Genomic DNA, 20,024 nt, shown 5'->3' with positions numbered 1-20,024 from the left:
GCGCGTGGACCTGTGCAAGTTGCGCAAAAACCGAGCGATATGACCGCTTTGCCTATGGATGGCGGGGGCCCGTCACCGCGCCGTGCTACTGGCCGCGCTCGGCTCGCGCCGCCTGGACGCTTGCTTCCAGGGCCGCCATCAGGTCCACCGCCGGCAGTGCTTCCGTGCGCGCTCCGGTGAGCTCCCCGTCGCGGGCCTTGGCCGCGACCAGTTGTTCAAGGGCGTGGCCGTACTCGTCGTGCAACTCGCGTTTGTCGACGCCCCTCAACTCCCGGATCAGCACCTCGGCGAGTTCCAGCTCCCGATCCGTGACCGGCGCTGAGGGGGCCAGGTCTCCTGGTTCACGCAGCTCGTCCTCCCAGAGCAGCGTCTGAACGACCAGTACGCCGTTGCGCGGGCGCAGCAGTGCCAGGCGTTCTCGGCTTCTGATGGCGAGTTTGGCCACGCCGACCATGCCGGTGCGGGCGAGGGCCTCCACGAGCAGCGCGTAGGGTCTCTCGGCTCCGGGTCCACCGGGGCCGGCGTAGTACGGCTTGCTGTAGCTGATCGGGTCGATGTCCGTGCCCGCCACGAAGCCGAGCACTGCAGCGACCTGTTTCGTCGGCAGCGGCAGGCGGGCCAGGTCCTCTTCGGAGAGCGGAACCACGGTGCCGTCGGGCATTGAGAAGCCGCGCCCCACTTCGTCGTACGGGATCTGCCGGTCCTCGGCACGGCAGAAGCGCCGGTGTTCCACCCGGCTGCTGTCGGGGGCATGGATCTCGTGGAGGCGCACGGCGTGCTCCTCGGTGGCCCCGAAGAGCCGTACCGGCAGCGCGACCATCCCGAACTGGATCATGCCGGACCAGATGGCCCTCATGTCTCCAGCGTCGGCCGCTGGCAGCGGGTGCGCATCCCGCCACTTTCACCCCTGTGGGTGACGTGTCACGACGTGCACAGCAATTCGAACACGTGCTCTAATCGAGCCATGGCGCGAAACAGCTTCCCACCCGACCTGCTGCAGATCCAGCGCGACTGGCTCCGCACATACGAGGCGCTGGCTCGCTGCTCCCCTGCGGTCGGCACGACGGCGCTGCGGCGCCGCCTGATAGTGGAGTCGTGTCGTCTGGCCAGGCACCCGTTCTGGACGGAGACGGGCCGCTCGCCGGCCATGTGGGGCGAGCTGCGGCGCACCGCCCGTGAGGACGACGGGTGGAGAGGCGCCGCATGAACGAGATCAGCGAGAGGGAGCGCCACATCCTTCGCTGCATCCGCGAGTGGATCGCGGACCACGGTGAGGCCCCGACGGTCGCGGAGATCAGCCGTGCGGTGGGCCTGTCCAGCACCGGCTCGACGGCCTACCAGCTGGGGAAACTGGAGCAGCGCGGGCTGATCAGCCGCGGCCGGGGCTGGCGCTCCATCCGTCTCTGCTAGCCGTGGGTCCGGGCTGGACGCCGTTCCGCGCGGGCCGTCCGATGAGACTGGGCCTTCGCGCGCGCGTGGAACGGTCTCACGAGTTCCACGAACGTCCCTTTTTGCAGGTCAATGCGTCGCTGCGGAGCTGCTGACCAGCATGGGATGATCTTGCTTGATGAGTGAGCAGCAGAGTTCCGGCGCGCGGTGGGAGATCCGGTTCCTTGAGCGTCGGCGGGAAGTCGTCGGCGGCGGGGTCCGCGGCGCCTGTCGTGGGATGAGGCCGCACGGCTGGCCGTGGACGACTTGAGCGGCGGGGGTTGGCAAGAGCGGGCACCGGCCCGTTCGGGCCTGTCCGTGGCTCCGTCTGCCACAGGAAGCCGGAGCGAGGGGACGTAGCCGCCGAGCCGCACGGGCTGCGCTGCCCGCTGGCGGGCCGTGCGCGTTCCCCTCGGACGGCCCGGCGTGCTGGTCCAGGCGAAGATCTATCGGTCGGTTGCCTTGGGGTGGCCGGTCGAGGCGCGGTCGATCCAGACGGTGCGGCGCTCAACATCGACCAGGTACCAGATGCGCCCGCCTGCGGTGGTGCTCATGGACGTCCGAAATCCGCCCCGGCCTGGGAGGCAGGCTCGCCTGACAGTGCGGCGGGGCGACCAAATTCCCTCCCCGCGTATGCCTGTTGGGCCTACGGTGCAGGCATGAAGAACAAGCTGCGGCGGTCCAAACTGTCCGAAGATGCCGAGTGGGTCGACGCCGGGCTGGTCGCGGCATCCCAAATGATCGCTGACAACGCCAGGACGAGCCTGAGGGATGACCGCCTGGTCCACGCGGTGGCTGACGCGGTCGAGGGCGTACGGCTCCAGATGAAGGCGTTGCACGACCTCGTGGGCTTGTCCCTCGCCAACGGAATCACCCACGAGGAGATGGCCAACGAGGCGCATCTGTCTCCCGAGTACCTCCAGCGCGCCTATGAGAGCTTCGACCGGGACATGTGGGCCCAGGCCGGTCCTGACAAGGAAGGCCGGGAGCCCTGGAGGGTGCTCGGCTGACTGGCGGTGATCGGCACAACCGGCCAGTTCCCCGTGTACGCGCGTGGCGGGGCCGCCACCTCATCGGCCGGAGCTCCCGCCAGGAAATCCTCGATTGGCTCGGCACGGAGGCCAAATCGGTCACAGAGCAGTAGACGGTCTTCGCGTCAGGGCCCCGGACGGTTCGCCGTCCGGGGCCCTGGCTGTGTCCGCTCCCTGTCTGGGGCGGAACCTATCGGTGGTGGGTGGCCGGGACCGATGCCGGATGGGACGGCGTGGTGCCGGCAGGCACCTTGATGATGGTTCCCGGGTCGCCGGCCAGGGCCAGCAGTAACAGAAGCAGCAGACCTGCGCCCCCGGAGCCCGCGGCTACGACGATGGTGCGCGGGCTCAGCGAACGGCGGTGCCCACGTACGCGGGTCCCATCGACGCGGTAGTAGGGGCGGACGTAGGTCGTCGGTCCGGCAGCTCCCGGGCGGGGCTGCGGGGTGGCGCGTCGGGATGTCACACGGGGCTGTGCGGTGCGCGGCCTGGTGCGGCGGGTGTGGCCTTTGACGTGGGTGCCGTCGCGGCGGACATGAGGGCGTACATAGGTCACGGGCGGTCCGCGGCGGTGAAAGGGGGCCAGATTCGCCCCCAGGCGGGGCCGGGTGTTCCTCGGCGCAACATCCGACGGTAGCGACCGACACTGACAATCCCGTGCGACCAACGCCCCGACTGCGCAGAGCAGTTGGGCGGCGGCCAGCGATTTTCGGACGGGTGATCCCGAGGACTGGCCGACTGTCGGCGCCGGGTGCTGTCATGAAGGCGTCGGGGAACCGCAGCGAGGGGGAACTGTGCCCGGGAACAGGGAATACCAAGACGTCGAACACAGCAGTCGGGGCCAGCGCGGAACGCTGTACACCCTGACAGCAAGGGCTTCGCGGTGAGCCCGCGTCGGCGGCGGCGTAAGAGCGACGAAGAGCTGCTCGTCGCGCTGGGCGGCCTCGTGATCGTCGGGTTAGTGCTGGTCAAGGTCGCACAGTGGCTGTTGGCGCACTGGTGGGTCCTGGTCATGCTCAGCCTGCTGGCGCTTCTCGCCGTCGCGGGCTGGATCTACCAGCAGGTTGACCGGATGCGATCCGCGCAGCTGCGGGTCGAGGGCCTGACCTACTCGCTCGGCCAGCTGGACGCCATGCACCACAGCGCCTTTGAGGTTGCCGTACGTGATCTGCTGGCCCGCGACGGATCCCACGACGCACTGCGCTGCGGCGGCCGGGGCGACCTCGGCGCCGACGTGAAGGGCCATGACCCGCTCGGCCGACTATGGGTGCTCCAGTGCAAGCACCGGAGCAAGGGACTGGGCGGCCCGGCTGTCGGGACTCCGGAGCTGCAGACACTCAACGGCACGGGGCGACCGGTGCACGGCGGCGATGTCGTCGTCATGGTGACCAACGGAAGGATCTCCGGGCCTGCCCACGACTTCGCCCGACAGCAGCGCCTGCACTTGGTCGACCGGCGGGTACTGGAGCAATGGGCTCGGGACGGGCGACCGTTGTGGGAGATCCTTCCTGCGCTTCCACCACCCCAAAGACCTCCGCAACTTCGGTGAGTGCCCGGTGTGAGACGGAACTTCGTGGATACGCTCATCACAAGGGCGCGGTGCTTACCCCCGTAGCGCCGCGCCCCTTTTCCTTGCCCGGATGCCCCTGACCGCCAGCGGGCGGGTGCCGAGCTACAGCACCTTGACCAGGGCGTTCTCCTCCCAGCCGTCCCCGTCCTCGAAGTAGCCCTCCATGGCGGCGCTGTTCTCGACCCATCCGCCCTGCTTGGCGATGACTTTGCGGTCGTTGCCGGCGCGCTTGGAGCTGGTGGCCAGTCCGCGGCGCGGGGAGTGCCCGGTCGGGCGGAAGCTCAGCTCGGCCCACTTGCCCAGTCGGGTGATGACGTCGCCGATCGTCTCCGGGTCCAGCCCGCCCTCCATGACGGTGTGCCAGCGGTTGTGCAGCGGCTTGTAGGCGAAGTCATCGGGGTCGGTCAGGTTCGCCTCTTCCTTCCAGGCCCGCCACGCGCGCACCGGGCAGCTGCTCGGCCGTGAGCCGAACGGCACCTTCACCTTCCGGGGCTTGATCTTCGACACCCGCACGTCGACCTCCATGCCGTGCTCGGTCTCGACGAAGTCGCGCACCCGCAGGAAGGCGACCTCGTGCTCGCGCCCGGCGATGGCGAAGCAGGTCAGCCCGATGGAGCGGTCGCGGATGCCCAGCCGGTTGTCGGGAGCTGCCACCACGGTGGCGCGCAGGTGCTCGGCGAGCAGCGCGGGCGCCGGGCCGCGGCCCCGGGTCTCCTTGGTCTTCTCCAGCTCCTTCACCTTGGCCTTGAGCACCCGGCGGGCGCGGGCGGCCACGGTCTTGTCGAGGACCAGGTGGTGGTCGGTGCGGCCGGTGACGACCACGCCGGACAGGCGGCGGTCAATGGTCGGGGGCGCGGTGTAGGTGCCCTTCCTCCAACCGGGCTGGACCCACAGCCACTCGACGAACGCGGTCAGCGAGCCGGGCGTGATGGCGGTGACGGGGAGTTCGAGCAGGGCACAGAACTGCTCCCACTGCCTCCAGTCAGCGGCGTAGGCGTCGGTGGTGTTGTCCGGCCGCAGGTTCTTCTCGTGCGCCGCGGATCGCTCCTCCAGCTCCTGGAGCTTGGCGAGCACGTCGGGGCTGAACGTCTCGGCGGTCCCTGCGACCGGACCGGCCGACGCCGGCAGCACAACGGTAGGCGTCACGACGCGCGATACGTCCTTGCTCGTCTCGACCTGCTCCATGATGCTCCGTCACGCCCCTTTGTTCGTACCGTCCTCTGTCCCATCTGTGTCCCGCATATGTGAGGTATCCGGAGCCCGGAGCGGGCACGGACTGCGAAACTTCCTCAGCGGCGCATCCCACTTCCGGCCCAGCGCTCTTGCGGTGCATCGCCGGATCGGCCTCGTAGCAGATCTACTCCGAGTGGTGAGAGACCAGGAACTGCTTATTCGGCCGGGCCGTTAGCCTGGCGGTATGTCAGAGCGTGTCATCTCGGGGCGCAAGGGCGGCCTGATCACTCTGGGCGCCGCTGATGCTCTGTGGGCCGAGTTGACGACCGACAGCGCTGTGCCGGCGGTTTCTGCGGCGTTGACCTGGTCTCCTGCCGATGCCCGGGCGGGGTACGTCCTGCTGGGCGCTCGTGTGGTGGCGGCAAGCGGCGGCCAACGGGGTGTGTCGGAGGTTGAGGTACGCCGGGCGGCGGCGGAACTGAACGCGGTGGAGGTGGAGGGCGGGGACCTGGTCCGCATCGGTCCGTTTCGTGGCGCGCCGGCGCAGGAGCACATGGAGGGAATGCCGCTGCGGTGGCGTCAGCGCATCGCCCGGGAGCTGCAGGAGCGGGGCGGCCCCGGGTGGGCAGCGCGAGGTGATGGCGGCAGGTTGCGCCATTTGGCGGGGATCGATTGGCGGCGGCTCCTCGTGGAGCGAACCGACGGCCACACGCGGACGTGGTGGCTGCCGCGCGGCGTGGTCAGGCTGCTGGACGCGGCCGAGCACGCCGAAAGGCAGTGGCTGCATGCCGCGCGAGCCGGCCGGGAAAGAGCAGCCGTCCCTGAGCAGCCCTCCCGCCCCGGGCGGGCCCGAGCCGCTGGCGGCGGCGGGAAGACGACGAGCCTCGAGGGCCCAGCGGCCCCGCCGCGCTCGTACACCGGGGAACTGCAGGGGCAGCTGTACTCGGTGCTCAGCCGGAAACCGAACATGTCCCGCAAGGTGGCTGGGTGGGCGTGTGCCGTCTGCCGCACGGCGCCTGCCGCTGTGCTCGATCACTGTCACGAGCACGGCTACGTTCGCGCCCCCGTCTGTCACTCCTGCAACACGCTGGAACGGCCCGACCACCTGTACAGCAACGACATTCGTGTGGCCGACCACTACACACACCTCTTCGACACCCGCGTCGGCGACTGGCTCCGCCACTGGCATCGCTGTCCCGGCTGCCGCGCCCGCACCACCCTCCCCTTGCCGCACCTCGCCGCCTGGACCGCTTACATAGCCTGCCGGCCACTGCGCCCGACCCACAGGGACGCCCGCGGCTCCCGCGGGCGCAAACCCTGCGGCGTGCTGCGCGTGTCCTGGACGGGCAGCCACCACGCGCCCCGTTCGTGCCTGCTCATGGTCGCCGTCGACTTCTGCCCCTCCGGTGAGCACCGTGTCCTGGCGCGCGTCCCCTACCGCGAAGCCGCCGAGCGGTTCGGGAGCTGGCTGGCCGAGACTGCCCCTGCCGTGGCCGCTGCTGCCGGCCCCGACCGCCTGGACGGCCTCCCCACCCGGTCCCGGCCGGTCATCGCGGACACCAGCGGTGAGGGCCTGGCGCTGTTCTGAGCGACAGCGCCAGGCCCTGCAGTGAGTTCCTGGCTGCTGGCCGGGCTGTTCCTGGACCTCCTCGTCGATTGCGCGGGCACGGTTTCAACGCGGCGTCCGCGTGGTTCAGGTCAGGTGTTGACGGCGCTGCGGTTCGAAGTCGGGGTGTTCTTCTTTTTCCAGACTTGCTTCTGGGGGTGAGGCTTGGGCTTGGATGGTGGTGGCGAGGGCGGTGATGGTGCTTCTGGTCCAGGAGTATTGGGCTTGTTGTCGTGCGGCGGGGTTGTCGCTGGTGGGGTAGCCGAATGCTCCGGTGGTGGTCTGTTGGGCGGTGAGGAAGGCGATGGCGTCTTGGGTGATGCGGTGCTGGCTCCAGCCGGTCTGGGCGAGGGTGCGGATGGTGCTGGCGAGCTGTCCGAGGTGATACGTGGCTTGGGCTTCGCGTAGTGAGGTAGCGGCCTGCAGGGGGTAGGTGCGCGGCTCGTGTGACGTGGACTGTGGCGGGATGGCTGCGCTGGTTGATGGAGGAAGGAACCCGAGGCTGATCAGGCGGTGCACACCGCCTGCGACGTCGGCTGGGATTTTGTCCAGCGAAGCAACCACGTCGGCTGTGGTGGTGAGGAAGGCGTCCAGGGATGGGCAGCTGGATCCCGTTGCACGGAGCGCGAGGGCGAACTCGCCGGCCACTTCCATGCCCTGCTCCTGCCACATGTCCGGAGCGGCGTCTGCGAGGAGTACCGCGTACTGCTCAAGGCACGGCTGGGTGAGTTGGGGTTCGTGGAGGGCGGTCGCGCCGATAGCGGCGGTGGTGATTCCGGCAAGCCCCTCACGTGGATCCTGCCTCGTGCTTTGGTCGGACAGCCATACGACTGCGCGCCGCAGGATGGCTTCCAGGGGGACTTCTGCGGCGGGCAGGTTGGGGCGGGGTCTGGTGAGGCGGCGGGGGCTGCGTGCGAGGAGGCCGGCGAGGGCTGTGACGATGGTGGTGTGGTAGCCCTCGGCCCAGTGTCGGAAGTCCTCGTCCTTGCCGTCGAGGCTGGGGTGGATGATGCCTTCGGGGCCGTTGACTCGTCCGTTGGGTTCCTGGACGGATTCCAGGAAGACCCAAGCCTGGTTGGCTGCGTCGGAGTGGTTGATGCCGAGGCAGTACAGGCAGCACAGCAGTTCCCCGACGAGGTCGGCATTCGAGCGGGCTTCGGCCAGGACGAGGAGCGCTTCGAGGAGCTCGATGGCTCTGCCGGGGCTGTAGCCGCGGGGCCATACCGGCTCGCGCTGACCGAAGTCGGTCGCGTAGAAGACGGTATGGGTGATGGCGTAGATGTCGCGGTCGGCCAGCTTGAGGACGTTCGGGTGCTGGCACAGAAGAGTGAACGGAAGGACCGTGTCCATCGGCGGCAGGTCATGCTCGATCCCACACAGGTACAGCGTGTGGAGCAGGTCCAGCTGCCGGTAGGGAACTCGTTCAAACGACGCCGCGTATCCACCGTCGACAGCCTGCTGGATGATCCGCCGGAACTCTGGGTCCTCACGGCCGCACAGCCGCAGCGCGGCATACGTTCCCGCGTACAGCAGGAGAGCCTGTTCGTCCCGCGCGATCATCTCCCGGTACGACGGCTGAGCAGCGATATCCGCAACCTGCTCAAAAATGGCCGCGTACTCCCCATCAAGAGGCGTGTCATCGAGCCGGGCACGCAGCCCTACAAGGAAGGCCGTCTCAATCAGCGCTTTCCGCGTGAACAGCACACAATCCGGCATAGCGCGGCGGGGGTCCAGCAGGTCCCGGCGCGCGGCGAGCCAGGCAACAGCCCGGTCCTCCACCACGCGCCTTCGAGACGACCAGACGCCGGGCGTTTCTGTTTCCATCATCGATTCCTCCCGGCGGTCACCTTGATTCGAGCTACTTCTGGGTGGGATCAGCTGTCTGCGGGGGTGACGGCGTCGGCTACTTCGTTAGCGACGACCAGGACGTAGCGCTCCCAAGCCAGTACGTAACCTGCGACGTCATCCAACTGACTGACCTGACCGACCACACGCTCCAGGGGAACGCTGAGATCAACCAGCCCACTACTCCTGAGGAAATCCAGTGCTTTACGCGAATCAACCGGCGGCGGCGAGGACATGACGAACCTCCTGCTAGAGAGTCCAGCATTTCCGTACCACTATCTATCCATTCACCACGACAGGGGAATATGCAGACAGTAACTCATACAGTCATACGAGCCGGCCCATTCCATCGAAATGGCCCGCCTAGCCGGTCGGATTCAGCCGACAGCGAGAATCCTCCATCGCCCACCGAGGCACAAATAGTTCGATTACGCAACGAGGGCCAGCATGGCTTGAATACGGCATGCGGCGTTGCTGCAGTTATCGGAAACCTAAGGATGAGCATCGCTTCAACCGGCAATTCACTTCTGTCCGGGCATTGATGTAGTGCTCGGCGGCGAGGCTGGCGCAGGGGGACGTAATCCTCTCCTGGCCCGCCGGAACGGCGATCCGGTCCGGCTTCCTGTGTCCCGGCAGGTCCAGAAAGTCCAGGACCTCTTTGAGCACGAGGCGGGGATAGCGAGCCGTACGCCACAATCGGACGCATGCCGGAGTTCCCCTCACTCGCCGCCCTGGACCGCCTCCTCGGTGACCTGGTCGTCGGCGAGGCACGCCGTCGTCAGCTCGGCATAGTCCGCGGGGAACTGGGCCGGGCGCTGGCGCGGGGCCCGCTACCCACCACGGCGCGCAGGAGCTTGCGGCGGCTCCTCGAGGAGGAGGCGCTCGCGCCGTACCAGCGACTTGCCGAGTCCGGCGCGCTGCGGGCCCGGCAGATGGCCGGCGGCTACCCGCCCACCTCGGAGGCGACGAACGAAGCGCGGGCCCAGTGCCTGGACCTTTTGCGCGGGGCGTACGGTCTGCCCCCGCTGCAGCTCGGCGCTGGCGGGCGGATGCCGCTACGACCGACCCCCGACTCCGGCACGCTCGTTGCCCTGCGCCGTCAGCTCGACCAGGACCTCGGCGGGGCGATGTCGCCGGGCCGGACAAGGTCCAGCGCTGGGCCGACCACAAGGACTCCCGCACCACCCAGCGCTACAACAAGCGCAAAGAACTCCTCGACGACAGCCCCGGCTACGGTATCGGAGCCGACCTCGCCAGCGCGCTGCAGCACGGAGCAGAGGGGTGATCAGGAGTTGATCCGCAACATCGACGCGCAGCGCGGGCCCGGCGAGCCCTGTCCCCTATGCGGGCGGCCGAAGCCAGATCTCGGTTGAGCGTCCGGCGGGGGTGTCCGCTTTTGGTGTGACGGTCCGGTCATGAACTGGAAGAAGAACATCTCGGCCCGCCGCTCGATCCGCTCCGTCCTCTGGGCGCGGCACTGGCGGGAGCTGTACGCCTGGCTGCTCGCGGGCCTGCTCCTCGACACTCTCGTCCGCTGCGGCGGGCCCGGCTTCGAGTCCGGCTCGCCGTGGGTCTGGCCCTCGGCCTGCTCGCACTCGCGGCCGTGCGTACCGGCCTTGTGCGCTGGGCGGACGCGTTCACCGGCCGGGAGAGGTGATCGGCCCACGGGACGCTCGCGCGTACACGTGCGCGCATTAAGAGGGGTCCAGAAAGTCCAGAAACCCGCAGTGCACGGCGCGGCGGGCTGGCCGTACGGGAGAATCGGCGCGTGCCGGAGTATCTCTCGATCACCGCCCTGGACCGCCTGCTGGACGACCTGGTCGTCGGCGAGGCGCGACGGCGTCAGCTCGGGATGGTCCGCGGGGGAACTGGGCCGGGCCCTGGAACGGGGCGCACTGCCCGTCACCGCGCGACGCCGCCTGCGCCGACTCCTCGAGGAAGAAGCACTCCGCCCGTACCTCCGGCTCGCGGAGTCTGGAGCGTTGCGCACCCGGCTGGTCGACGGGCAGCGCCCACCGACGTCGGAGGCAACGAACGAGATCCGCCGACAGTGCGTGGACGTGCTGCGCGAGGCCCTCGGCCTGGCTCCGTTGCTGCTCGGCGGTGGGGCGCTGCAGCTACAGCCGACCCCTGCCTTCGGTGACCTCGTGGCGCTTCGCCGTCAGCTCGACCAGGACCTCGCAGGACACATGCCGCCCGGTCAGATCAGGCTGACCGCCGTACTCGGCCTGGTCCTCGACGCAGCGCCACGTTCCGGGGAACTTGCGGCCTTGCGCCTGGACGACTTCACCCCGGACAACACTGCGGTGTATGTCGAGCGCCGTCCACAGCGCGGCGGTGGCGACCTGGACGGCGAGGGCGAGCACTTCGAGCTGTCACCTCTGGCCCGGGCCGCGCTCGGCCGCTGGTTGCCAGTGCGTGCGGAGCTGGCCGAACGCGCCCACGGCACCTCGCGGTTGTGGGTCTCGCTGTGGCACAACCACGACGGGCACGCGGGCGAGGAAGGCGCGACGCTCAACCGCCCACCCGGGATGCCGCTCGAGGAGAACGGATTGGTCACCTCCTACCGCCGGGGCCGCAGCCGGTACGGTCTCGCCGGGCTGCTGCCTCCGAAGCTGGAGCAGCTGCGCAGGGCCGTCATCAGCGAGGCTCCCCCGTCGCCGTCGGAACGACTGAACCCGCCTGAGTCCTCTTCACCGTCGAGCGCGAGGACCAGGCTCAGCCCGAGCAGCGGACGCCGTGGCGGACTCTGCCTGCGGGAGGGCGTCGGCGGGGGCGCTGAGCGCTGAGTCCAAGCCCGCCCCGTGGGCTGCCTGCCGCAAGGCGGCGTTGCGGGCGACCATGGCGCAGCTGCGGCAGCCTCCCCACCCGTCGCGTATTTGCCGGAAGCGTGGTGTGACGATGGCGCCGCATTTCGCGCACTGGCAGAGCCAGGGGCGGTTGTGGTGGAGGTACGGCTCCATGGGGTTGAGGTCGGCGGCCCGCATGACCATGTCGGCGTAGATGGCCTGCAGGACGTAGGGCCACGGGCGCTTCATCGTGTTGTCTCCGGTACTAGCGTCCGCTGGGCAGCGCGTGGAGGTACTCCAGCCGCTGTTGTGCGGTGGAGACGTGTCGGCGGTCGAGCGCGGGGAGGGCCCGCAAGAGGGCGATGAGGTCCGGGCCGCAGTCGATGGCGCGCCGCGGGTCCTGGATCTGTGTCCAGCAGTAGTGGGCGCTCTTTGCCGCAGCGAGAATTTCGGGTGCGTCGATCGCCTGGTGGGCCAGGCGCGTACGGCCTGCGGCGATCCACAGCTGTGTCGCGAGCACCCAGTTGCGTTGCATTTTCGCGAGGTCGGCGCGTATCTCGGTCCATTGGGTGGCCTGGGCGGAGTCGATGCCGTAGTTGTCCAGGGTGTGCTGCTCCCAGATTTGGGCCAGCTGCATCGCCTCGGTGAATCGTCCTTGCTCGGCCATCGAGCGGATGTACGGCCGCGGGTCGCCCGGGGGCATGGAGGGCGCGGTGTGGGGTGGTGCTGGCTGCTGCGCCGCAATGGGCTGCGGCGGGGCGGCAGTCGCGGGGGTCTCGTGGCCGGGGTGCGGGGCACGGACGGGGTGAGCGGCGGGGGCCGCGCGCTGCCGGTGGTGGTCGACGTCGTCGTACGCGGGCCGGGGCGAGGGCAGTACGGGCCCGGCCGGCTGCGCCTGGGGCGGTGCCGGGGGTGGGGATATGACCTCGCGGGGCCTCGCCTGTTGCTGGCGAGAGCGTTCTCTGAGGTGGCCCAGCGGGGCCGGGTCGCCCGCCAGCAGACGCTGGACGTTGGACTCCGCCGACGGCCACGAATCGCTCTGCGGGGCGGGTAGCTCCCGAGTGTGGGGGAGGACCAGTGCCCCGGGCGGCAGCGCCACGCTGCCAGCGGCAAGGGCGTGCAGCCGGGAGTTCGCGGGCCGGTCGGGGTGGTTGCGCCGGAGTTGCTCGATGATCCCGCGCGTGTACGGGCTCACGCCGGTGTTGCCGGCGTAGCCGGGGGGAGCGATGACGCCGTAGACCTCGGCGGTCGGGGGAGTAGCCAGTGCGCTGGACTCCTGCAGCTGGGGCCACGCGTGCTTGTCGGCGGCGAGGTCGACTATCACGGTGGTCAGTCCGGCTGGGCGGTGGCGCAGCTCGGTGCCCAGCCACTCCCAGGGCAGCGCGGTGTAGCGGACGGTGGACGGCGTGGTGTGCGCGAGCGCGAGCGCGAGGTAGAGCTGGCGGGCGCGCCGGTCGATGGTGAGGCGGCCGGAGAGGTAGACGAGCAGCGGGCCGCGGGTGGCTGCGGCGGCGCGCAGTTTCGTCAGCAGGGCCTGTTGGTCCCGGACGCCATCCAGGTAGGTGGTGTCCGCCGGAATGCCGGTGTTGAGCAGAACGGGGACGGGCACAGCCGACAGTGCCGCCAGGTTGGCGCTGGGCTCTGTGACCTGTGCGGGGCTGCCGTCTCAAACGGCATGAAGTACTACGCCCTGGTGCCTGATGCATCGGCAATCCATGACCAAGATCCGTGGCTGGACGGTAAGCGTGCCCAAGATCCGTGGCTGGACGGTAAGCGTGCCGTGGTGGCGTGTTCGGCCGAGCACCTGGCCGAGCTCGTCAAACAGTACGAAAGCCGGCCGTGTGAGAAAGCCGGGCTGTGGGCGGCGAAGATCGCGCGAGTCCTGGAGGCTCACTCCAGGGGATTGAGCGTGAAAGCTCTGACCGAGCAGACCGGTCTGGACCAGTCCGAGATCGAACTCGGGATCATGTGGATGAACGCTGAGTTCCACCGCCAGCATCCACGGCTCCAGGACCTGAAGCGCCTCATGGAGAACGGCGAGTAAAGCCAGGAACCAGCCGGCACCGACCCCACGGCCACCAGGCCGGGACGCAGCCTGAGCCGCAGTGACGACTGGACGCCAGAGTTCGGCCGAGCCCCTCAGGGAGAAAGCTGCGCCACGGACTGCACCTTCGAGGACCAACAACCCCGGACACCGGGCCCTCGCCTCGCCTCGCTCCGGCGCCAAGCGGCCGGACACCTCGGCGTCACGTGTAAAAGGGGCGGTAGTAGTCCGCGACGTTGTCGCGGTACTGGCTGTCGCCGCGATGCCGCTTGGGCTCGTAGGCGGGGGCGTGCCTGATCTCGTCCCGGGTTCGGTTGACGAGGATTGTCTTCGCGTGGCGGTCCACGCGCATGATGGTCCCGGCGGGCAGCAGCACAGGGCCGTTGAAGACCCATGGGTCGGTGTCCACGACCACGTAGGTGGAGCCGAGCTCCTCGATGTCCTCGTGGACGATGCCGACATCCCCGTCGGTGGCCACCACCGTGTAGCCGATCAAGACCATGCCGGGGGTGTGGTGTGACTCCGGGTGGTAGGCCCACATGTCGAAGCTCATGCGAACGAATTCCGTTTGCGGAGGGTCAGCGGCCGAGGGCGTTGCGCAATTCCTGCTTGTTCATGGTGGAGCGGCCCTCGATGTTCTTCTTCTTGGCCTCTTCGTAGAGCTGGTCCCTGGTCGGGCCCTGCGCGCCGGAGTGGGATCGCTGCCCGCCCCGCTGGGGCGCGGACTTCGGATCGCGCGTGGAGGCTTTGCTGGACGACTTCGCCTCCCCGGAGCGTGCCCGCTCCTTGTTGACCGTGCGGGCGGCCATCTCCTTCGCCCGGCCCTCGGACATGCCGCGCTTCTCGGCGCTGTCCTTGATGTGCTCGTACTGCCGCTCCCGCTTCTTGCTGGATCCTGCCGGCATGACCCTCATCCCTTCCGCTACTGCTCTGAGACTCACTACAGCGCCTTCCCCGGCGCGTGGGCTTCAGCCCTTCCACACTCCACACCCACCGGCCCTCCCGCCACCCGGACAGCCCGGTCCCCCCGCCCGCCTCCGCAGGCGCCTCGACTGCCGCTCCTTACCGAGGCCTGCGCCGCGGGCCCCCTCAGAGGGATGTGTGAATAGTGTGTGAGCAGCATGTGGGGGCAGGTCTTACATAGGGGGAGCGGCGGTGGACACAGCTGAGGTCCCAAACGTAAGGAGCGTTGCCTTCGGGGCGGCACCGTTCCAGTTCGCGGTTGCGCTGGACGACGACGGCGCCTGCATCGCACGGGCACGTCACCACGCGGTCGCCTTTCTACAGCACAGTCGGCAGACGCTCCCTGGCCTGAGCGTTTCCGCCCGCGCCATGGACCTGACACAACTTGTGGTGAGCGAGCTGGTCACCAATGCGTGCAAGTACGCGCCGGGCCCGATGCTGCTGGAGCTGCGGATCATCGACGGCCTGGTGGAAGTCGTGGTGTGGGACAGTCACCCAGCCGAGCCGGTGGCCCGGGTAGCCAACCCCGAACGAGTGGGCCAGCACGGTCTGGAAATCGTCATGGCAGTGGCTCAGGACTTCCAGGTCCACGGTGAACCGGTCGGCAAGCGCATCACCGCCCGCATTGCCCTGACCGACGGCGCCGGCTGCAGCAGATCCGTGTGACAACACGGTTCACGGCGCTTCCGCATCCCAACAGGGCCAGCCCGCCGGTGAATGCGCCCGGCGTAGTCCTTCAGTCCCTGTCAGCCGAGAGCGTCAAGGAACGCACGGGTGTTTGACCGAGGAGGGTGATTCCGCCCGTGGTCCCTGCGTTGATCTCTTTCCAGGCCCAGCCGTGGAGGGCGAGGTGCTGGGGACTGTGGACGGGAGTGAACCCCAGGCTGGCCAAGGCGGCCGTGCGCTGCTCGACGGTCGGCCCTGGCCCGGGTGGAAACCTCAGCCCCGGCCACCGCCCAGGTGGAGTGTCGTCCTCCAGCCGGACCCACAGCCCCCAGGCGCCCGACGGCGCCTGATGCATAAAGGCCATCAGATTCTCCGCCACCGATAGAACTCCCCGCCTTCACCACCGTCACCGCCTCGTTCGCTGCGCGATGCTCAGTGCCATCCTGGCCGACCAACGGCGCCCGACTATGCGAGCGGCTGAAGGCTAGAGGGCCGGGCGGCCAGGTGTACAACAGGTCCAGATGGCCAAAGGTTCTGTTCCTGGACTGCTGTCGTGGAGCCTTTGCCCCGACATGCTGCTTTCCGGTGAAAATACCGGACTTTGGGTGGGTTGCCGCGGTGGGATCGTGCTCGTTGTTTTGTCAGCTTCAGAGAGAGATTCCCATGAGCAAGCGAACCGCGTACGCAGTGTCGGCTTTGACCGTGGCGGGTGTCCTCGCCGGTGTCGGCAGTGCCGCGGCGGACTCCGGCGCCGTGAACGCGGCCACTAACAGCCCCCGGTATCACCACCGGTTACACCCTCCACGTCCCCGCGCACGTGCCCGCCGATGTCTGCGGAACCACCTTGGGCGTGATCAGCCTGCTCAACCAGGCCACCGCAGACAGCTGCACCAACTAAGCCCCCTCCAGCACGGCCCCCGGTTCGCTCTCCTCCTGCGGCCCGGGGCGGGGAACACGCCAAGGCAAGCCCACCGGCTCGCCGTGGCTCACACCACCCCGGCTCCTCCCGGGTGACCCCCGTGGAACGCATCCATCCGGAACAGCCGCTCCGGACCTCACCCAACAGCCTTGGGGACGTTCTTCGGGCACAGCTGCCGCGCCCCCTTCAGGTGCCGCCCCACCCGTGGGCAGCACCTGAACCGCGGGGGCAACACAGGGACGGCTTTCGGCTGCATCGCCCAAGCGGTAGCCCCCCTACCCAGGCCAGGGACGCAGAACAGCCGCAGCCGCCCGAGCCCACGCGCAGCAGCGTTAGTACTGCAACCGCATGTGGCGTGACTGTCGGCGTTGTTGGTCGTTGGTCCGACAGTGTGATCAGTCGCTGACGGTGGAGCAGATCGAGTCGTGGTCCGAGGGGATAGCAGGGTTGCATGCCCGGTTCGGGCATCGTTTTGGCAGGTCGGAGCCACGCGATCGGGCTCTGGACTACCTGACGGGCCTGCTTGCGCCGTTGGAGAAGAAGAACGGGTGGACGCTGGCGGAGCAGGTCGGCCAGCTCCGTCCGGACGGTGTGCAGCGCCTGCTCAACCATTCCGTGTGGGACGAGGACGCGGTCCGCGATGACGTCCGGGACTTCGTCGTGGAGAGCATCGGCACCAAGGAGGGCGTCTTCATCGGGGACGACACCGGCTTCCTGAAGAAAGGCACCAGGTCAGCCGGTGTCCAACGGCAATATTCCGGTACTGCGGGCCGTACCGAGAACTGCCAGATCGGCACCTTCCTCGCCTACGCCTCCGCCAAGGGACGGGCACTCATCGACCGGGAACTGTACGTCCCGAGGTCCTGGACCGACGACCGCGACCGCTGCCGCGCGGCCGGCATCGACGACACGGTGCCGTTCACCACGAAGATCGAGCACCTCAAGTGGATGCTGCAACGCGCCATCGACGCCGCGGTGCCGTTCGCCTGGGTCACCGCCGATGAGGCATACGGGCAGGTCAAACACTTCCGCATGTGGCTGGAGGAACGCGGGGTGGCATATGTGCTGGCCACGAAGGTCAACGACACCGTCGTGACCACCGGCGGCCGCGACATGCGGGTCGACGAGTTGATCGCGGCGCTGCCCAAGCAGGCGTGGAAGCGGATCTCGGCCGGAGCCGGCGCCCACGGCCTGCGGATCTACCACTGGGCACGCGTCGCCATCCGGCCGTCCTGGGAGGGCGGGTACGGGCACTGGGTGCTCGCCCGCCGCAGCCTCTCGGACCCGACTGAGATCGCCTACTACGCCTGCTACGGCCTTGTCACTTCCCGGCTGACAGACCTGGTCAAGACCGCCGGCGCCGGATGGCAGGTGGAGGAATGCTTCCAGACCGCGAAAGGCGAGTGCGGACTCGACCACTACCAGGTGCGGCTCTACCGGGCCTGGTACCGGCACATCACCCTGGCCATGGCCGCCCTTGCCTGCCTCACGGCCGTCCGCGCCCAAGAAGCCACAAAAGGGGCAGCGGAGACGACGAACAAGACCTCATACCCCTCAGCGTCCCGGAGATCCGCCGGCTGATCGGGCACGTCGTCGTCACTCCCCGCCGCCATACCAACGAGCACCATCTGCACTGGTCACACTTCCGGCGCCGCAGCCAAGCCCGAGCCCGCCGCTGCCACTACCAACACCGAGGCCACGACCCCCACATGCGGTTGCAGTACTAGGCCCAGCCGCAGCCGCTGGGGCAGGCCGCCTGGCTGCCCAGCCTTCGGGCGGCAGGGACGGGCGCCACCGGGATATCACCAAGCCTGTTCGGACCACTGCATGACCACAACTGCCTCCCCCCACCAGATATTGCTCAACCGAAACGGAAGGACCACGGCGTATTGGAGGGGTTCTGCAGCTCTGCCGTCGATCAACGGCCGTGGGCGCAAGCTCGAAACCGCCCGCCGCTGTCTCCGCCGCCCCTGGCCTGCCTGGCAGTCCCGGTTTGCTGCGTGCGTCAAGCCTGCAAGATCCCGTCATATGCTTGCGGGATGGCAAGCCGATTGATGAGGGTAGCGGAATACGCTGGGGTCAGTGAGGCGACCGTGAGTCGAGTGCTTAACGGGAAGCCAGGCGTTGCGGAGGCCACTCGTGCTTCCGTCCTGACTGCGATGGATGTGCTTGGCTATGAGCGCCCGGTGCCGCTGCGGGGCAGGGCGAACCCTCTCGTCGGTCTCGTTGTGCCGGAGATGGGCAATCCGGTCTTCCCCGCCTATACCGAAGTGATCGGAAGTGGTCTGGCGCGGGGTGGCTACACATCCATTCTGTGCACTGGCACCGCGGCCGGCGTCAGGGAGAGCGACTTTGCCGACACGCTGCTGGAACATCAGGTAGCTGGTGTGATCTTCGTTTCCGGGGAACACTCGCTGACTTCACGGGACCACGGTCACTACGTACGGCTGAGGGAGCGGGGGCTACCTGCGGTTGTGATCAACGGTGTTGCCGACGGTCTGGATCTGCCATGTCTGTCCACGGATGACGCCGCCTCGGTCCGCCTGGCCGTACGCCATCTGGTCCAATTGGGGCACGTGCGCATCGGACTCGCGGTCGGGGATCTCGACCACATCCCTGCGGCCCGCAAGGCGCAGGCTTTCCGCGATGAGACCGCCATACTTGCCGGGCATCGTGGGCACGGCGATGCGGAGCGCTTCATCGCACCCACGCTCTATAGCCTGGAGGGTGGCAGCGCGGCGGCGATGCGGTTGTTCAGAGAGGGCGTCACGGCCGTGGTCTGCGGGAGCGACGTACTAGCCCTGGGTGTCATCCAAGCCGCACGCCGCAGTGGCCTCGACGTGCCCGGTGATGTCTCGGTGGTCGGGTTCGATGACTCCGCCTTCATGCCCTTCGCCGATCCGCCGCTGACCACCATCCGTCAGCCGATCGACGCCCTGGGCCTGGCCGCAGTGAATGTCCTGCTGTGCCAGGTGTCGGGAAAACCGATCGGCGACACGGACGAAATGCTGTTCGCCCCGGAACTTGTCGTTCGCGCCAGCACAGGGTCGGCGCCGCGACGCCGCCCGTAGTCCGACGCCTTCGGCACACCCTTCCGACCCGTACGCACCGCGTGCGGGCCGCGGCCATTCTGCCCTCCGGAGGGCACAAAACAGTTGAACAAGATCTTGCAATGAGTATGAAAGAGACCTGCTAGGGCGGTACACTTCCCCACTTTGGTCTTCATGCAGCGTGGGCTCTGCTCGACCTGCCGGTCGAGCTGGTCGGCCGGGCCCGCTCCGACCGCGTCATGCGCCTGCCGAAACCACCGAGGATGCACGGCGTCAACGGTCGGCCGCCCAAACACGGCCCGGAGTTCCGCTTTACCAAACCGGAGACCTGGCCCGAGCCCGCGATCACCACGGTCACCGACACGACCAACTACGGCAAGGCCGAGACCCAGGCATGGGACAGGGTCCACCCCCGGCTCACCCATCGCTCCTCCTGGCTTGAGCACAACGGTGAACTCCCCTTGGTCGAGGGAACGCTGATGCGTTTGAAGGTCGAGCATCTTTCGAAGGAACGGGACGCCCCACCGGGTCCTCCAAGACCGGCGCCACCCCGGACGATGTTGACCGTTTCTGGCAGCCACTCTCCGCCGCTTCGATTTGGAGCACACCTTCCGCTTCGCGAAGCAGACCTTGGGCTGGATGGCACCGAAATTTCGTACTCCCGAGGCGGCGGACCGCTGGACCTGGATGCTGATCGTCGCTCACACCCAGCTCCGGCTGGCACGTCCCCTCGCCGAAGACCTCCGCCGGCCTTGGGAGAAGCCCACCCTACCCTCCGCGCTCCCTTCTCGACTGCCCGGCCCGTGTTCCCAAACCTCGAGGGGCCGGCCCCGGACGGCCACCCGTGTCCCGCGTCAAGTAACTGGCATGTTTTCGGGTTCGGGAAAGCTGGGGACGAGAGGGTCGGCGTCTTCGAGGTGAACGTCGTGGGGCCGGTTCC

General features: G+C 68.4%; 21 protein-coding genes and 1 pseudogene. 13 read left to right on the top strand and 9 right to left on the bottom strand.

Annotation, left to right across the window (positions count from 1 at the left end):
• Positions 1-85: 85 nt before the first annotated feature.
• Positions 86-856, bottom strand: coding sequence for a Ku protein (locus ABZ532_RS29495; RefSeq protein ID WP_361290398.1), 771 nt, complete (start codon positions 854-856; stop codon positions 86-88).
• Between the two features lie 108 nt (positions 857-964).
• Here ABZ532_RS29495 and ABZ532_RS29490 point away from each other — a divergent pair, with 108 nt between their 5' ends.
• The 3 genes from ABZ532_RS29490 (at position 965) to ABZ532_RS29480 (ending at position 2,438) form a co-directional block, all read left to right on the top strand.
• Entirely contained in the window at positions 965-1,207 is a 243-nt protein-coding gene (locus tag ABZ532_RS29490) for a hypothetical protein (RefSeq protein ID WP_361290395.1), read from the top strand.
• Complete coding sequence (locus ABZ532_RS29485; RefSeq protein ID WP_361290392.1) at positions 1,204-1,410, top strand: hypothetical protein; 207 nt, start codon at positions 1,204-1,206, stop codon at positions 1,408-1,410. The genes ABZ532_RS29490 and ABZ532_RS29485 overlap by 4 nt, the downstream gene beginning before the upstream one ends.
• A gap of 677 nt (positions 1,411-2,087) precedes the next feature.
• Positions 2,088-2,438, top strand: a complete 351-nt coding sequence (locus tag ABZ532_RS29480) for a hypothetical protein (RefSeq protein WP_361290389.1) — start codon at positions 2,088-2,090, stop codon at positions 2,436-2,438.
• 211 nt (positions 2,439-2,649) lie between these two features.
• Here the strand turns inward: ABZ532_RS29480 and ABZ532_RS29475 are convergent, their stop codons facing one another.
• Positions 2,650-3,015: a hypothetical protein gene (locus tag ABZ532_RS29475; protein ID WP_361290386.1), complete on the bottom strand. Its 366-nt coding sequence runs from the start codon at positions 3,013-3,015 to the stop codon at positions 2,650-2,652.
• Between the two features lie 327 nt (positions 3,016-3,342).
• On the opposite strand from ABZ532_RS29475, the gene ABZ532_RS29470 reads away from it, so the two are divergent.
• Positions 3,343-4,008 carry a restriction endonuclease gene (locus tag ABZ532_RS29470; RefSeq protein ID WP_361290383.1) on the top strand — a complete coding sequence of 222 codons (666 nt, stop codon included), beginning with the start codon at positions 3,343-3,345 and terminating at the stop codon, positions 4,006-4,008.
• 123 nt (positions 4,009-4,131) lie between these two features.
• Here the strand turns inward: ABZ532_RS29470 and ABZ532_RS29465 are convergent, their stop codons facing one another.
• Positions 4,132-5,214, bottom strand: coding sequence for an integrase (locus ABZ532_RS29465; RefSeq protein WP_361290380.1), 1,083 nt, complete (start codon positions 5,212-5,214; stop codon positions 4,132-4,134).
• 232 nt (positions 5,215-5,446) lie between these two features.
• Between ABZ532_RS29465 and ABZ532_RS29460 the strand changes: the two genes are divergently transcribed.
• A complete protein-coding gene (locus ABZ532_RS29460; protein WP_361290377.1) occupies positions 5,447-6,790 on the top strand; it encodes an endonuclease domain-containing protein in 1,344 nt (447 codons plus the stop codon).
• 105 nt (positions 6,791-6,895) lie between these two features.
• Here the strand turns inward: ABZ532_RS29460 and ABZ532_RS29455 are convergent, their stop codons facing one another.
• Both ABZ532_RS29455 and ABZ532_RS29450 read right to left on the bottom strand, forming a co-directional pair.
• The gene (locus ABZ532_RS29455; protein WP_361290374.1) at positions 6,896-8,635 is read right to left on the bottom strand and encodes a hypothetical protein; all 1,740 of its coding nucleotides are present in this window, start codon (positions 8,633-8,635) and stop codon (positions 6,896-6,898) included.
• Between the two features lie 47 nt (positions 8,636-8,682).
• The gene (locus tag ABZ532_RS29450) at positions 8,683-8,889 is read right to left on the bottom strand and encodes a hypothetical protein (RefSeq protein ID WP_361290371.1); all 207 of its coding nucleotides are present in this window, start codon (positions 8,887-8,889) and stop codon (positions 8,683-8,685) included.
• Positions 8,890-9,357: 468 nt separating this feature from the next.
• Between ABZ532_RS29450 and ABZ532_RS29445 the strand changes: the two genes are divergently transcribed.
• Both ABZ532_RS29445 and ABZ532_RS29440 read left to right on the top strand, forming a co-directional pair.
• Complete coding sequence (locus tag ABZ532_RS29445) at positions 9,358-10,026, top strand: hypothetical protein (protein ID WP_361290368.1); 669 nt, start codon at positions 9,358-9,360, stop codon at positions 10,024-10,026.
• A 42-nt stretch (positions 10,027-10,068) separates the two neighbouring features.
• Complete coding sequence (locus ABZ532_RS29440; RefSeq protein WP_361290365.1) at positions 10,069-11,442, top strand: hypothetical protein; 1,374 nt, start codon at positions 10,069-10,071, stop codon at positions 11,440-11,442.
• A 265-nt stretch (positions 11,443-11,707) separates the two neighbouring features.
• Here ABZ532_RS29440 and ABZ532_RS29435 read toward each other — a convergent pair whose 3' ends face one another.
• The gene (locus tag ABZ532_RS29435; RefSeq protein WP_361290362.1) at positions 11,708-13,051 is read right to left on the bottom strand and encodes a hypothetical protein; all 1,344 of its coding nucleotides are present in this window, start codon (positions 13,049-13,051) and stop codon (positions 11,708-11,710) included.
• Between the two features lie 66 nt (positions 13,052-13,117).
• Between ABZ532_RS29435 and ABZ532_RS29430 the strand changes: the two genes are divergently transcribed.
• Positions 13,118-13,486: a hypothetical protein gene (locus ABZ532_RS29430; protein WP_361290359.1), complete on the top strand. Its 369-nt coding sequence runs from the start codon at positions 13,118-13,120 to the stop codon at positions 13,484-13,486.
• Positions 13,487-13,688: 202 nt separating this feature from the next.
• Here ABZ532_RS29430 and ABZ532_RS29425 read toward each other — a convergent pair whose 3' ends face one another.
• Positions 13,689-14,039 carry a PRC-barrel domain-containing protein gene (locus ABZ532_RS29425; RefSeq protein ID WP_361290356.1) on the bottom strand — a complete coding sequence of 117 codons (351 nt, stop codon included), beginning with the start codon at positions 14,037-14,039 and terminating at the stop codon, positions 13,689-13,691.
• Between the two features lie 25 nt (positions 14,040-14,064).
• The gene (locus tag ABZ532_RS29420; protein WP_361290353.1) at positions 14,065-14,391 is read right to left on the bottom strand and encodes a plasmid stabilization protein; all 327 of its coding nucleotides are present in this window, start codon (positions 14,389-14,391) and stop codon (positions 14,065-14,067) included.
• A gap of 322 nt (positions 14,392-14,713) precedes the next feature.
• Between ABZ532_RS29420 and ABZ532_RS29415 the strand changes: the two genes are divergently transcribed.
• Positions 14,714-15,115, top strand: a complete 402-nt coding sequence (locus ABZ532_RS29415; protein ID WP_361290438.1) for an ATP-binding protein — start codon at positions 14,714-14,716, stop codon at positions 15,113-15,115.
• Positions 15,116-15,185: 70 nt separating this feature from the next.
• Here ABZ532_RS29415 and ABZ532_RS29410 read toward each other — a convergent pair whose 3' ends face one another.
• Positions 15,186-15,470, bottom strand: a complete 285-nt coding sequence (locus tag ABZ532_RS29410; RefSeq protein WP_361290435.1) for a DUF6303 family protein — start codon at positions 15,468-15,470, stop codon at positions 15,186-15,188.
• A gap of 462 nt (positions 15,471-15,932) precedes the next feature.
• Here ABZ532_RS29410 and ABZ532_RS29405 point away from each other — a divergent pair, with 462 nt between their 5' ends.
• From ABZ532_RS29405 to ABZ532_RS29390, 4 genes and pseudogenes are all read left to right on the top strand, one after another.
• On the top strand, positions 15,933-16,013 hold the full coding sequence (locus ABZ532_RS29405) for a chaplin family protein (protein WP_361290432.1): 81 nt from the start codon (positions 15,933-15,935) through the stop codon (positions 16,011-16,013).
• Positions 16,014-16,382: 369 nt separating this feature from the next.
• Positions 16,383-17,615 carry an IS701 family transposase gene (locus tag ABZ532_RS29400; RefSeq protein ID WP_361290350.1) on the top strand — a complete coding sequence of 411 codons (1,233 nt, stop codon included), beginning with the start codon at positions 16,383-16,385 and terminating at the stop codon, positions 17,613-17,615.
• A 458-nt stretch (positions 17,616-18,073) separates the two neighbouring features.
• Complete coding sequence (locus tag ABZ532_RS29395) at positions 18,074-19,105, top strand: LacI family DNA-binding transcriptional regulator (protein WP_361290347.1); 1,032 nt, start codon at positions 18,074-18,076, stop codon at positions 19,103-19,105.
• Positions 19,106-19,263: 158 nt separating this feature from the next.
• A pseudogene (locus tag ABZ532_RS29390) lies at positions 19,264-19,937 on the top strand (transposase); the annotation flags it as partial.
• Positions 19,938-20,024: the final 87 nt, after the last annotated feature.

It is taken from the genome of Streptomyces sp. NPDC019396, assembly GCF_040632375.1.
In the GTDB taxonomy this organism is placed as follows: Bacteria; Actinomycetota; Actinomycetes; order Streptomycetales; family Streptomycetaceae; genus Streptomyces.
Note: the sequence above shows the minus strand (reverse complement) of the source record. Positions and strands in the feature narration are given on the sequence as shown.